Source organism: Streptomyces sp. AC602_WCS936 (assembly GCF_019049125.1).
Lineage (GTDB): Bacteria > Actinomycetota > Actinomycetes > Streptomycetales > Streptomycetaceae > Streptomyces.
Map to the genome: position 1 here is coordinate 271,541 of NZ_JAGMUF010000112.1, position 12,590 is coordinate 284,130.

Below are 12,590 nucleotides of genomic sequence, written 5' to 3' on the forward strand. Positions count from 1 at the left end.
CTGAAAGGGCGGTCCATGCTCGACGTACGCGGCCTGAACAAGGTGTACGAGGGATCGGGGCGGCGCGTCGAGGCGGTCCGCGACCTGACCTTCTCGGTGGCGGCCGGGGAACTGGTGTGCCTGGTCGGCCCCTCCGGCTGCGGCAAGACGACGCTGCTGAAGTGCGTGGGCGGACTGCTGCGGCCGACGGCCGGTGAGGTGGTGCTGGCCGGGCGGAGGGTGGACGGCCCGCCTGACGGCATGGCGTTCGTCTTCCAGGAGTACGGGCGCAGCCTGTTCCCGTGGATGCGGGTCGGCGAGAACGTCGAACTGCCGCTGAAGCAGAAGAAGGGCCTGAGCCGGGCGCGGCGCGGGGAACTGGTCGCGGACGCCCTCGCCTCGGTGGGGCTCGCGGACGCCGCCGGGGCGTACCCGTGGCAGCTGTCCGGGGGCATGCAGCAGCGGGTGGCGATCGCGCGGGCGCTGGCGTACGAGCCCGAAGTGCTGCTGATGGACGAGCCGTTCGCGGCGGTGGACGCGCAGACCCGCGCCGATCTGGAGGACCTGGTGCGACGGCTGTGGCGGGAGCGCTCGATGACGATCCTGTTCGTCACGCACGACATCGACGAAGCCGTCTACCTGGGCGAACGGGTGGTCGTGCTGTCCGCCTCCCCCACCGTCGTACGGGAGCAGCTGAAGGTCGACCTGCCGGACGGGCGGGACCAGGTGCACACCCGGGTGGCCCCGCGCTTCGCCGAGCTGCGCACCCATGTGTACGAGCAGATCCAGGCGGCGAAGCGCGGTACGGAGCGGCCGGTCAAGTCGGGCCTGCCGCGGCAGTGACGGACCCGGTCACTCGGGGGCCGGGACCACTCTCAGGTGGGCCGCGGTGCGGCGGGGCCGCGCGAGACGGGGCGGGGTGCGGCGCGGCTCGCGCAGGACCAGCGTCAGGCGGCTGTAGCCCAGCTCCGCCAGGACCCTGGGCGTCTCGACCACGACCCGGCACTCGGTGGTGCCCCGGCGCGGGTCGGGGTGGTGCAGCGGCCGTACGGCGCCGTCGTGCTCGACGGCCTCGGCGCCGACGGCACGGATCCAGTGCGGCAGGCCCTGGCGGTAGGCGGCCTCCATGATCGGGTCCTGGGCGATGTCCCGGCGGACGGCTTGGAGGCCGGGGTCGTGGCCGTACCGCTCGAGGGCGGCGGCGAAGTGCGCCAGCATGGGCAGGCACCAGCTCGACTCGTGGTCCCCCAGGACCGCGGACGCGTCCGGGTGGAACAGGACGAACCGGAGGAAGTTGTCGCCCGGCATCGCCGTCGAGTGCGGTCCGGCACCTTGGAAAAGTGTCCGGAAGGCGCCGTTGTGCAGCACCACGTCCCAGCGGTGGTCGACGACGAAGGAGGGGAAGGGGACGGCCTCCAGGAACGCCGTGTAGTCCTCGAGATACGCCTGGACCTCGGGGGTCGCGGGAGCGGGCCGCGGCGCCGGCCGCTGCTCTCCTGCCTGAAATGCCATCGGGAGGTCACCCCTCTTGCCTATGCGGCCTTCTCGCGGCGTCCCGATCCTGGTGCCCCGACGCGAGGCGTGTCAACTATCGTGGCATTTCGTGCCTGTTGACGGCTGAAATAGGCCACAGTTGTGGCGAGACCTGGATGTGAGTTCGAGCGGCAGGTTACTCTCCGGGAAGTTCACGGCAACCGCTTGTGAGAAGCCTGTGAGGCCTGTGAGAGACGTAGGAGAGCTGTCGGTGACGGATGGCTTCGAGGGTCCGGGCGCCCTGCCGACGGCCGCGCTGCCCGCCGTCGTCGCCCGCGTCACCGCACTCGCGGACCGGCTCGGGGTGCCGCCCGCGGAGGTCTTCGACATCGGCCGCCTGTCCGCCGCCTCCGGCGTCCCCGAGCCCGTGACCGCGGCGCTGCTGAGCGGCCGGCCCGCCGGGGAACCCGATGTGCAGGCCCGCTTCGTACAGCGCCTGGACCTGCTGCGCCGCACCCGGCTCAAGCCCAGCGGCCGCAGGTACACGCAGCAGGAGATCGCCGACGGCGCCGGTATGTCCCGGCAGCAGGCGGGCGCTCTGATCAACGGCGACCGGCGGCCCACCATGGAGCACTGCGACGCCATCCAGCGCTTCTTCCGGGTGCACGCCGGTTTCCTGACCGCCGAGGACCCCGAGGCGCTGGCGGTGGCGCTCCAGCACACCGAGCAGGAACTGCTGCAGCAGCTCGCCGACCGGGAGCGGGCGGCGACGGCCGCCGCCGAGGACCCGCTGGAGCGGCTGCTCCAGGACCACGGCGTGCGCGGCATCGCCTGGCGGGCCGCCCAACTCCCCACCGACCAGCACCGCGACAAGGTCGCCGAGTGGCTGGACATGCTCCTGGAGAGCGTCAAGCGGCCCGAGTCGTGAGTGTGGGGAGACACGTGGGCATCGGCAAGGAGATGCGCCGCCTGTGCGGCGAGCTGGTCGAGGAGCTGACGCTCCCCGCCCCCGCGCCGCCCGGCGAGCTGTACGCGGCGCTGTGCGGGGCGATGAGCAGGCGCCGGGGCCGTCCGGTGCTGTTCCGCACGGCCGCCTTTCCACCGGGGACGGCCAGCGGCCTGTGGCTCGACATGGCCGAGCAGGATCTGGTCGTGGTCGAGGAACGCACCGCGCCCGACCACCAGTTGGTGATCCTGGGGCACGAGCTGTGGCACATGCAGGCCGGGCACCACGGGCACCACTTCGAGGGTGGTGGGGTAGCGGCCCGGCTGCTGGACGGGGACGGCCCGGACCCGGACGAGGAGGCGTTGCGCGCCACCGTGCGCGCGGTCGCCGCACGCTCCCGCTTCGACCTCGCCGAGGAGAAGGAGGCGGAGTCCTTCGGTCTGCTGCTGGCCAGCAAGTGCCGGACGTGGCTGGACGGTTCGCCGCTGCGCGGCCCGGTGCAGCGGGACCACCTGGCGGGCCGGATCGGCGCGTCGCTGGGCTACCCGGGCTGATGCCTCGATCGGCTGGTGCCGGGCCGGGCACGGGGCGCGGCTCGGCGCGATTGTCAGTGGTGGGCGGCAAGCTGGGAATGTGCCGCCGCCGGGGGCGGGGGCGCGTGACCGCTGACGTCGTTGTGGGGAGAGCCGACCGATGACCACCGCCGTACTGACCGATCACGAGCGCACGGCCGTGCAGGCCTACCTGCGGCTGCTGCACACCGTCCGGGCCGGGTTCGACGCCGCGCCGGGACCGGCCGGTGCGTCCCGGCCCGCCGTCGTACCGCCCTCCGTGCTGGCCGAGGCCGAGCAGGCACTGCGGGCCGCGGGGCTGGCGGGGAACGAGGAGGCGTTCTTCCGGCTGCTGCGCAGCTGGTGCCCGACGAGCTGAGGGGTCGGATGCGCGGGCGTCCTGGTGGGTCAGGCGTGCGGGGTCGTGCCGGGTCAGGCGTACGGGGTCGTGACGGCCGTGGCGACCAGGCCGTGCCGGGCCGTCCAGCGGCCGTCGAAGCGGGTCAGGCGCCGGCCGCCCACGGTCGGTCCCGGCACCAGGAGCGCGGCGCGCAGGGTGCCGCGGCGCGGGTCGCCCGGGTCCACGGTGATCTCGATGTCGGCCTCGGTGAAGTCCAGCCACCGTCGGGTGAGGGGGAACCACGCCTTGTAGACGGACTCCTTGGCGCTGAACAGCAGCCGGTCCCAGTGGACACCGGGATGCTCCCGGGCCAGCCGGCGCAGCCGCGCCGTCTCCGCGGGCAGGGCGACGCCGGGCAGGACGCCGTCCGGGAGCGGCCCGTCGGGTTCGGCGTCGATACCGAGGGAGGCGAGATCGGTGACGCGTACGAGGGCGGCGGCGCAGTAGCCGTCGCAGTGGGTCATGCTGCCGGTCAGCCCCTCGGGCCAGACGGGCGCGCCGCCCTCGCCGTTCAGCACGGGCCGGGCGGGCACGCCCAGCTTCGCCATGGCCCGGCGGGCGCAGGACCGCACCACGGTGAACTCCCGGCGGCGCTTGGCGACCGCCCGCGCCACGAGCGGCTCCTCCTCCGGGAGGAGGGGCAGGTGCCCCGCGTCGTCGACGCCCTGGGCCTCCACGGTGACGACCGTGTCGGGCAGCAGCTCCTCGATCACCGGGCCGCCTCCCGACGGGCCGGCGGGGGCAGGATGCGGCGAAGCTCGCCCGGCGGTCGGCTCCGTCTGCGCCATTCACGGGGGTAACCCACCGACACCTCCTCGAAGCGGACCCCCTCGTGCCAGGTGGTCCGGGGGATGTGCAGATGCCCGTAGACCATGGTGTCGACCCGGAACCTGCGGTGCCAGTCGGCGGTCAGCCGGGTGCCGCACCACATGGCGAACTCCGGGTGCCACAGGACCTCGGTGGGGTGCCGGTCCAGCGGGTAGTGGTTGACGAGGACGGTCGGCAGGCCGGTGGGGAGCTCGGCGAGCCTGCGCTCGGTCCCGGCGACGCGGGCCCGGCACCAGGCGTCACGGCTCGGGTAAGGGTCGGGGTGCAGCAGGGACTCGTCGTTGCACACGATGCCGGTGCCGCGGGCGCAGGCCAGTCCCTCGTCCTTGGTCGCGCACCCGACGGGCAGGAACGAGTAGTCGTACAGCAGGAAGAGCGGCGCGACCACCGCCGGGCCGCCGGGCCCGTCCCACACGGGGTAGGGGTCCTCGGGCGTCGTCACGCCCAGGTCCCGGCACACCTCGACGAGGTGCTCGTAGCGGGCGGCGCCGCGCAAGGTGACGGGGTCCTTGGGGTGGGTCCACAGTTCGTGGTTGCCGGGGGCCCACACGACCCGGCGGAAGCGGTCCGCGAGGGTCCCGAGTGCCCAGTGGATGTCGGAGACGGTCTCCGCCACGTCGCCGGCGACCAGGAGCCAGTCGTCGTCGGAGCCGGGGCGCATCCCCTCCACGAGCGCGCGGTTCTCCGGATATCCGATGTGCAGGTCGCTGATGGCCCACATGCGCCTCGGGTCACCGGTCGCCGACGTCATACCCACCCCTTCCGGACACGCGCTCGACGCCACGAGATCACAACCGCGGCACCGGTCACAAGCGAGTCCCGCCGGGTCCGGCCAGGGGCTTCCGGCCGCCCCGCCCCGGCACTGCGGCGTCCGGGTGGCGCACTTTGCACTCGCAGGCGTGCGTACCCCTATGATCGCCCCAACACCACCGCCCCGATTCACCCTTCGCGCAGGGCGGCTCGGTGTCCCTCCAACCCCCTGGCCGGGCACGGCCCGCTCCGCCCTGCCCGCGAACCGTGAAAGGCGGCCTGCATGGTTTCTCCCGTACGCGTCTGGCTCAACCGCACGTACGCGGAGAACGTCTTCTTCATGGATCAGCTGCGGCGAAATCCCGCCGACCGGGCCGTCGAGATCCACGCCACGCACGGCGACCCGGACTCTCCCGTGCTGGCCGCCGCCGACACCGCCGACCTGGAGCCGGAGGGCCTGTCCGCGGCGGGCTACGTCGAGTTCGCGCTGGACCAGTGCGCGCGACGCGGCATCGACGTGTTCGTCCCGCGTCTGCACCAGACGGCGATCGTCGCCCACCGCGCGGAGTTCGAGGCGGCCGGCACGGCCCTGCTGGCGCCGCCGCCCGAGGCCGTGGCGGTCTTCCACGACAAGGTGATCGCCTACGAGGCGGTCCGGGCGGTCGGTGTGCCGGTGCCACCGTGGTGGCGGGTGCGCACGGCGGACGAGCTCGTGGCCGCCGTCGAGGAGTTGGAGGCGCACGGCCATCAGGCGTGCTTCAAGCCGGCGTCCGGCGCGGGCGGCGTGGGCTTCCGGACGGTCACCCGGGACCCCTTCTCCCTCACCCACCTGAACGGCTTCCCGAGCCCGTACGTCCCGTTGCCCCTGGTCGTCGAGGCGCTGCGGACCGCCGAGGAACCCGTCGACTGGCTGGTGATGCCGCGGCTGGAGGAGCCGGAGGTGTCGGTGGACTGCCTCACCGGTCCCGACGACCGCGTGCGCATGGCCGTGGGCCGCACCAAGAACGGTCGCCGCCGCGGGTTCACCCTCCAGGAGCAGTGGCTGGCCCCGGCCCGGCGGATCGCCGAGGCGTTCGGGCTGCACCACCTGTCCAACGTGCAGTTCCGCATGTACGGGGACCGGCCGGTGCTGATGGACGTCAACACCCGCCCGGCCGGGGGGCTGCACCAGCTGGCGCTGTGCGGGATCAACGCGCCGTGGGCGGCGGTCCGGCTGGCCCTCGGGGACGATCCGGGCGAGGTGGTACCGCCGTTCCTGGGCCAGGACTACTCGGTGGTGTCCGGGCCGCGTCCACTGCGCCCGGTCCCCGTGCCCCACCCGCGCACGGACCTCACCGCCGCCCCGGCGCCGGCGCCCGTGCCCCGCCGGGCGCCCGCCGCACCGCGCACCAGCCCGGCCGGCGCCGTCGCCCCCGACCCGGCGGCCGGCGCCCCCGCGTAGACGCTCCGCGCGGGGACGAGCAGCCTCCAGGGGTCCCCCGGGTGACCGGCCCACAAGCACCGGGCGACTGGCAACCCACCGGATGACTCGCCCGCGGGCACCGAGTGACCGGCGGGCAGATGCAAGGGCCCCGCGCGCAGGGCCCGACCGCCCACCGCGCCGGCTCCCGCAGCCGTACGCCATCACGACGTCCGGCACCGGGCGCCGCACCCCGGCCTCCCGGGCAGCACGGTGCACCGCCGCCGCCTCGACGCGGAGGCGGGCGGTGGGGCATGACGGCGCCACCGCACCGGCCCGCACGGGTGGACCCACACACCCGCTCCCGGCCGCTGCCACCCTGCCAGAACACCCGTGGAATCGACGCGCACACGACACGACGGCCGACGGTGACGCGCCACAACACCACCCCACCGCCGGCCCGCACCGGCGGACCCGCGCACCCGGCCCCGGCCGTGGCCCGCTCCAGGGGCGGCTGTGGGGTCCGGCCGGGTGCGGCGTGCCGGGCCCTACCGCAGGTACGCCAGGCCCGGATGGACCGCCGTGTAACCCTCGACGAGGCGGTGGGCGACGTTGACCGAGTCGACCAGGGGGTGCAGGGCGAAGGCGCGGACGGCCGACGCGCGGGAGCCCGAGTCGGCCGCCGCCAGGACTTCCCGTTCCACCGCCTTGACGGCGCAGACCAGACCCGTGGCGTGACCCGGCAGCGGGTCCACGGCCACCGGGTGGGCGCCGTTCGCGTCGACCAGGCACGGGACCTCGATCACGGCGTCGGCGTCGAGGGCGGACAGCGTGCCGCGGTTGCGGACGTTGAGGATCAGGGTGGCTCGCTCGTCGCGGGCGACGGCCCGCATCAGCGCCAGCGCCACCTTCTCGTAGCCGCCGGACAGGTCGTCGGCCTCGCGCTCACCGGCGCCCGCCGTCTCCCGGTTCTCGGCCATGTAGGTGGCCTCGCGTTCGTGGCGGGTGCGGTCCCAGGCGGCCAGCGCCGGGGCGTCCTCGTGGCGCATCCGCTCGTAGAAGCGTGCCTGCTGGTCGCGGAGGAACGCGCCGCGGGTGCGGTCGGCCTCCTGGTAGGCGCGGACGGTCTCGCGGTTGAAGTAGTAGTAGTGCAGGTACTCGTTGGGGACCGCGCCGAGCGAGCGCAGCCACTCGGGGCCGAAGAGCCGGCCCTCCTCGAAGGAACCGAGCAGCGCGGGGTCGGCGAGCAGCCGGGGGAGTCCGTCCCGGCCTGCGACGCGCAGGCCGCGGACCCAGCCGAGGTGGTTGAGGCCGACGTAGTCGATGAAGGCCCGGTCCGGGTCGGCGCCCAGCACCCGGGCGATGCGGCGGCCGAGGCCGACCGGCGAGTCGCAGATGCCGATGACGCGGTCGCCGAGGTGCCGGGACATGGCCTCGGTGACGAGACCGGCCGGGTTGGTGAAGTTGATGACCCAGGCGTCCGGCGCCAGCCGGGCCACCCGGCGCGCGATGTCGACGGCGACCGGCACGGTCCGCAGTCCGTAGGCGATGCCGCCCGCGCCGACCGTCTCCTGCCCCAGGACGCCCTCGGCGAGCGCCACCCGCTCGTCGTGGGCCCGCCCCTCCAGGCCGCCGACGCGGATCGCGGAGAACACGAAGTCGGCGCCGCGCAGCGCCTCGTCCAGGTCGGTCGTGGCGGTGACGGCGGGCGCGTCCGGCACCTCCGCCGCCTGCTCGGCCAGCACCCGGGTCACCGCCGACAGCCGGTCCGCGTCGAGGTCGTGCAGGACGACGTCGGTCACCCGCCCCTCGGCGCGGTCCCCGAGGAGCGCCCCGTACACGAGCGGCACCCGGAATCCGCCGCCGCCCAGAATCGTCAGCCTCACGCCCGTACCCCTCCGTCGCCGGCCCATGTGCGTCCGGCGCCGATCATGGCACGTCCGGCCCGGCTTCCGGCCTACCTCGGCACCCCTGTGCGGGGCCCGGCGCGGGTCGTACGCTCTGCCGGAACGCTGCCCCGCCCCTCCCGAAGAGGTGCCCCGCCATGACCGCCGTCCCCCAGTCCCGGCCGCTCCCCCACGCCCGACACCGTGCGGGCGGGGGCGCCCCCACCGCGGCCGGCCGGCTGCTGTCCGTGCTCGCCGCGTTCGACCACGAGCATCCGGCGCTGTGCCTGACCGACATCGGCCGCAGGGCCGGGCTGAGCCTGACCACCGCGCACCGGCTGGTGGGAGCGCTGACCGAGTGGGGCGCACTGGAGCGGGACGAGTCGGGCGTCTACCACGTGGGGCTGCGGCTCTGGGAGATCGCCGCGCTCGCCCCGCGCGGTCTCGCCCTGCGGCAGGTCGCGCTGCCGTATCTCGAGGACCTGTACGAGGCGACGCACGAGAACGTGCAGTTGGCGGTGCGGGACGGCGACGACGTCGTCTACACCGAGTGGCTGGCGGCCCGTTCGTCGGTCGGCGTGCACATCCGCGTCGGCGCCCGCTGGCCGCTGCACGCCACCGGGGTCGGCCTCGCCCTGCTCGCGTTCGCCGGGCCCGAGTACCAGGAGGCCTACCTCGCGGGCCCGCTGGCCTCGTTCACGCCGTACACCCTCACCGATCCGGCCCGGCTGCGCCGGGTGCTGGCCGAGGTGCGGCGCACCGGCACCGCCGTGAGCGACCGGCAGGTCACGGACGACGCCCTGTCGGTGGCCGCTCCGGTGCACGGCCCGGACGGCGCGGTGACCGCCGCCGTCTCGGTCGTCGTCCCGTACGCGGGCGCGCGGGTGCCGACGCTGATGCCCGCCGTACGACTGGCCGGGCGGGGGATGTCACGGGCGCTGGGGTGGCGCCCGGCGGACGCGGGACCTGCGGGTGCCGGGGGCCTGCCGCCCGGACAGGCGTACGGCGAGGACCGCCCGGCGGATTGACCGCCGCCTGTGGGATCGACCGCTTACCGGATGCCCCGGGAGCCTCCCGGAACTGAAAACTGGCCCGCGGTCGGCGAGATCGACACCGTGGAGGACCCCCAGGGCCTCAACACCGTCTGGGCCACCGTGCACTGCGGCACCTCGCCGGGGGGTGCCGTCGTGTGCGCCGTCGTGCGGGCCTCAGCGCAGCTCCGCCCGGAACGCCGCCGGCGTCTGGTCCGTGTGCTGCTGGAAGAACTTCGAGAAGTTCGCCGCGTCCGGGAAGCCGACCGCCGCGCCGACCCGGCCGATCGGCATGTCCGTGTGGGCGAGGAGCCGCTTGGCCTCCAGGACGACGCGTCTGTCGATGAATCCCTTGGGCGTCTGGCCGGTGGCGGCGCGCACCGCGCGGACGAGGGTGCGGCGGGAGTAACCGAGCGCGTCCGCGTAGGCGCTGACGCTGTGGTTGTTGGCGAAGCCCCGCTCGACGGCGTCCCGGAAGAGGGTGAACGTCGTGTCCCCGGACGCCGACCCCGGGCTCGCTTCCCGCGCGGAGCTGGCCGCGAGGTGCGCGAGGCGCAGCAGGAACGCGGAGAGCGTGTGGCGCAGTACGGCGGTGTGCAGGCTCAGCGGCAGGGTGGTGGCGTCCTCGTACTCGCGGCGGAGCTGGTCGAGGGAGGCGGTGAGCCCGGCGAGCCGCGCCTCGTCGGGGCGGAGCAGGGGCGGCAGGTCGTAGCGGTAGAGGCCGGTGGCCTCCACGGTGGCGCGGGGCAGGAAGCCGGGCTGCATGGTCAGCACCGTTCCGCGGTACTCGCTGTCCGGCGAGAAGCGGTGGACCTGTCCGGGCCGGATCCACAGCAGCTCGCCGGCCGTCGCCTCGTACTCGGCGAAGTCGATCATGTGGCGGACCGGGCCGCCGGTGAAGAGCATGACGACGTGGAAGTCGATGCGGTGCACGCGGTGCAGTGGGGCGTGCGCGTGCCAGGTGCGGCCGGCGCCCATGGGGCCGACCTGCATTCCGACGCCGAGGAGGCTGAGATCGACCGGGAAGGGGACCGTTCTGATCCCGTCGCCGCTCTTCGGGCCACCGTCGCCGTCTTGTTGGTTTTCGTCCGCCATGTCCTTCTCGTGCCGTCCCGCCCGTGCGCCCGCGCGCCGGGGCGTGTCCCAGTTTCACCAAAGGCTGGCACATCACGACCTTCACTCTCAAAAGTCAGACTTTTAAGTTTGAACACGTCAGACCAGCTACCCGGCTCCGATCGAGGATTTCTTGAAGATGAGCACGCACACAGTGGACAGCGCGGACCGCTTCGAATGGACCGAACTCGACCGGCGTGCCGTCGACACCGCCCGTGTTCTGGCGGCCGACGCGGTGCAGAAGGTCGGCAACGGCCACCCCGGCACGGCGATGGCCCTCGCTCCGGCCGCGTACACGATCTTTCAGAAGGTGATGCGGCACGACCCCGCCGACCCGGAGTGGACCGGCCGTGACCGCTTCGTCCTCTCCCCCGGTCACACCTCGCTGACCCTCTACACCCAGCTCTACCTCGCCGGGTACGAGCTGGAGCTGGACGACCTGAAGGCGTTCCGCACGCACGGCTCGAAGACGCCCGGGCATCCCGAGTACGGGCACACGGCGGGCGTGGAGACGACGACCGGACCGCTCGGCCAGGGCGTCGCTAACGCCGTCGGCATGGCGATGGCCGCCCGCTACGAGCGCGGCCTGTTCGACCTGCAGGCCCCGGCCGGCGAGTCCCCCTTCGACCACACCGTCTGGGCGATCGTCTCCGACGGAGACCTCCAGGAGGGCGTCTCCGCCGAGGCCTCGTCGATGGCCGGACACCAGAAGCTCGGCAACCTCGTCCTCCTCTACGACGACAACCACATCTCCATCGAGGGCGACACCGCGACCGCGTTCTCCGAGGACGTGCTGAAGCGGTACGAGGCCTACGGCTGGCACATGCAGCGCGTCGAGCCCGCCGAGAACGGCGACGTCGACGTGCACGCCCTGTACGCGGCACTGACGGCGGCGAAGGCGGAGACCGGCCGCCCCTCCATCATCGCCATGCGCACGATCATCGCGTGGCCCGCCCCGAACGCCCGGAACACCGAGGCCTCCCACGGCTCCGCCCTCGGCGAGGACGAGGTCGCCGCCACCAAGCGCGTCCTCGGCTTCGACCCCGAGCGGTCCTTCGAGGTCGCCGACGACGTCCTCGCCCACACCCGCCGGGCCCTGGACCGGGGCGCCGAGGCGCACGCCGCCTGGGACAAGCGGATCGCCACGTGGCGGAGCGACCGACCCGAGCAGGCGGCGCTGTTCGACCGCGTGGTCGCGGGCCGGCTGCCCGAGGGCTGGGAGGACACCCTGCCGGTGTTCGAGACCGGCAAGGCGGTCGCCACCCGCGCCGCCTCCGGCAAGGTCCTCCAGGCACTCGGCCCGGTGCTGCCGGAGCTGTGGGGCGGCTCCGCCGACCTGGCCGGCTCGAACAACACGACGATCGACAAGACGTCGTCCTTCCTCCCCGAGGGCAACCCGCTGCCGGAGGCCGACCCGTACGGCCGCACCATCCACTTCGGCATCCGCGAGTTCTCGATGGCGGCGGAGATGAACGGCATCGCCCTGCACGGCAACACCCGGATCTACGGCGGCACCTTCCTGGTGTTCTCCGACTACATGCGCAACGCCGTGCGCATGTCCGCGCTGATGCAGCTCCCGGTGACGTACGTCTGGACACACGACTCCGTCGGCCTGGGCGAGGACGGTCCGACCCACCAACCGGTCGAGCACCTGGCCGCCCTGCGGGCCATCCCCGGCCTGAACGTGGTCCGTCCGGCCGACGCCAACGAGACCGCCATCGCCTGGGCGGAGATCCTCAAGCGGCACTCCACCCACCCGGCCCCGCACGGTCTGGCGCTCACCCGGCAGGGCGTGCCGACGTACGAGCCGAACCCGGACGCGGCACGCGGCGGCTACGTCCTCGCCGACGCCTCCACGGGCAGCCCGGAGGTGATCCTGATCGCCACCGGTTCCGAGGTCCAGCTCGCCGTGGCCGCGCGGGAGACGCTGGAGGCCGAGGGCACGCCCGCGCGGGTGGTGTCGATGCCGTCCGTGGAGTGGTTCGAGGAGCAGACCCGCGAGTACCGGGAGAGCGTGCTGCCGCCCGCCGTGCGGGCCCGGGTGGCCGTGGAGGCCGGGATCGGCCTGACCTGGTACCGCTTCGTGGGCGACGCGGGCCGCATCGTGTCGCTGGAGCACTTCGGCGCCTCCGCCGACGCCAAGACCCTGTTCACCGAGTACGGCTTCACCGCCGAGCACGTGGCCGCCGCCGCCAGGGACTCCCTGGCCGCCTCCCGCGGCTGAGCCGGACGCA

12 protein-coding genes are annotated in these 12,590 nt (G+C 73.9%); 7 read left to right on the plus strand and 5 right to left on the minus strand.

Annotated elements, in window-relative coordinates; genetic code table 11:
• The first annotated feature begins 15 nt into the window (after positions 1–15).
• Positions 16–822, plus strand: coding sequence for an ABC transporter ATP-binding protein (locus KUM03_RS30970; RefSeq protein WP_217253833.1), 807 nt, complete (start codon positions 16–18; stop codon positions 820–822).
• Between the two features lie 9 nt (positions 823–831).
• On the opposite strand, the gene KUM03_RS30975 is transcribed toward KUM03_RS30970, so the two are convergent.
• Positions 832–1,491: a hypothetical protein gene (locus KUM03_RS30975; RefSeq protein WP_217253835.1), complete on the minus strand. Its 660-nt coding sequence runs from the start codon at positions 1,489–1,491 to the stop codon at positions 832–834.
• A 232-nt stretch (positions 1,492–1,723) separates the two neighbouring features.
• On the opposite strand from KUM03_RS30975, the gene KUM03_RS30980 reads away from it, so the two are divergent.
• From KUM03_RS30980 to KUM03_RS30990, 3 genes are all read left to right on the plus strand, one after another.
• Positions 1,724–2,380 carry a helix-turn-helix transcriptional regulator gene (locus KUM03_RS30980; protein WP_217253837.1) on the plus strand — a complete coding sequence of 219 codons (657 nt, stop codon included), beginning with the start codon at positions 1,724–1,726 and terminating at the stop codon, positions 2,378–2,380.
• A gap of 32 nt (positions 2,381–2,412) precedes the next feature.
• The gene (locus tag KUM03_RS30985) at positions 2,413–2,952 is read left to right on the plus strand and encodes a toxin-antitoxin system, toxin component (protein WP_217254081.1); all 540 of its coding nucleotides are present in this window, start codon (positions 2,413–2,415) and stop codon (positions 2,950–2,952) included.
• A gap of 139 nt (positions 2,953–3,091) precedes the next feature.
• Entirely contained in the window at positions 3,092–3,328 is a 237-nt protein-coding gene (locus KUM03_RS30990; RefSeq protein ID WP_217253839.1) for a hypothetical protein, read from the plus strand.
• 53 nt (positions 3,329–3,381) lie between these two features.
• Here the strand turns inward: KUM03_RS30990 and KUM03_RS30995 are convergent, their stop codons facing one another.
• Both KUM03_RS30995 and KUM03_RS31000 read right to left on the minus strand, forming a co-directional pair.
• Complete coding sequence (locus KUM03_RS30995) at positions 3,382–4,062, minus strand: 4'-phosphopantetheinyl transferase superfamily protein (protein WP_217253841.1); 681 nt, start codon at positions 4,060–4,062, stop codon at positions 3,382–3,384.
• Positions 4,059–4,928, minus strand: a complete 870-nt coding sequence (locus KUM03_RS31000; protein WP_217253843.1) for a metallophosphoesterase — start codon at positions 4,926–4,928, stop codon at positions 4,059–4,061. The genes KUM03_RS30995 and KUM03_RS31000 overlap by 4 nt, the downstream gene beginning before the upstream one ends.
• 282 nt (positions 4,929–5,210) lie before the next feature.
• Between KUM03_RS31000 and KUM03_RS31005 the strand changes: the two genes are divergently transcribed.
• Positions 5,211–6,368 (plus strand): ATP-grasp domain-containing protein, encoded by a 1,158-nt coding sequence (locus tag KUM03_RS31005; protein ID WP_217253845.1) that lies wholly within the window; start codon positions 5,211–5,213, stop codon positions 6,366–6,368.
• A gap of 506 nt (positions 6,369–6,874) precedes the next feature.
• Here the strand turns inward: KUM03_RS31005 and KUM03_RS31010 are convergent.
• Positions 6,875–8,212, minus strand: a complete 1,338-nt coding sequence (locus KUM03_RS31010; protein WP_217253848.1) for a 6-phospho-beta-glucosidase — start codon at positions 8,210–8,212, stop codon at positions 6,875–6,877.
• Between the two features lie 158 nt (positions 8,213–8,370).
• Between KUM03_RS31010 and KUM03_RS31015 the strand changes: the two genes are divergently transcribed.
• A complete protein-coding gene (locus tag KUM03_RS31015; protein WP_217253850.1) occupies positions 8,371–9,240 on the plus strand; it encodes an IclR family transcriptional regulator in 870 nt (289 codons plus the stop codon).
• Positions 9,241–9,420: 180 nt separating this feature from the next.
• Here the strand turns inward: KUM03_RS31015 and KUM03_RS31020 are convergent, their stop codons facing one another.
• The gene (locus KUM03_RS31020) at positions 9,421–10,338 is read right to left on the minus strand and encodes an AraC family transcriptional regulator (RefSeq protein WP_217253852.1); all 918 of its coding nucleotides are present in this window, start codon (positions 10,336–10,338) and stop codon (positions 9,421–9,423) included.
• Positions 10,339–10,495: 157 nt separating this feature from the next.
• On the opposite strand from KUM03_RS31020, the gene tkt reads away from it, so the two are divergent.
• Entirely contained in the window at positions 10,496–12,580 is a 2,085-nt protein-coding gene (gene tkt, locus KUM03_RS31025) for a transketolase (protein ID WP_217253855.1), read from the plus strand.
• Positions 12,581–12,590: the final 10 nt, after the last annotated feature.

Bases quoted from the DNA above. Each gene is read 5' to 3' on its own strand.
- KUM03_RS30970 (WP_217253833.1), top strand. From the start codon at position 16: ATGCTCGACGTACGCGGCCTGAACAAGGTGTACGAGGGATCGGGGCGG.
- KUM03_RS30975 (WP_217253835.1), bottom strand. From the start codon at position 1,491: ATGGCATTTCAGGCAGGAGAGCAGCGGCCGGCGCCGCGGCCCGCTCCC.
- KUM03_RS30985 (WP_217254081.1), top strand. From the start codon at position 2,413: ATGCGCCGCCTGTGCGGCGAGCTGGTCGAGGAGCTGACGCTCCCCGCC.
- KUM03_RS30990 (WP_217253839.1), top strand. From the start codon at position 3,092: ATGACCACCGCCGTACTGACCGATCACGAGCGCACGGCCGTGCAGGCC.
- KUM03_RS31000 (WP_217253843.1), bottom strand. From the start codon at position 4,928: ATGACGTCGGCGACCGGTGACCCGAGGCGCATGTGGGCCATCAGCGAC.
- KUM03_RS31005 (WP_217253845.1), top strand. From the start codon at position 5,211: ATGGTTTCTCCCGTACGCGTCTGGCTCAACCGCACGTACGCGGAGAAC.
- KUM03_RS31015 (WP_217253850.1), top strand. From the start codon at position 8,371: ATGACCGCCGTCCCCCAGTCCCGGCCGCTCCCCCACGCCCGACACCGT.
- KUM03_RS31020 (WP_217253852.1), bottom strand. From the start codon at position 10,338: ATGGCGGACGAAAACCAACAAGACGGCGACGGTGGCCCGAAGAGCGGC.
- tkt (WP_217253855.1), top strand. From the start codon at position 10,496: ATGAGCACGCACACAGTGGACAGCGCGGACCGCTTCGAATGGACCGAA.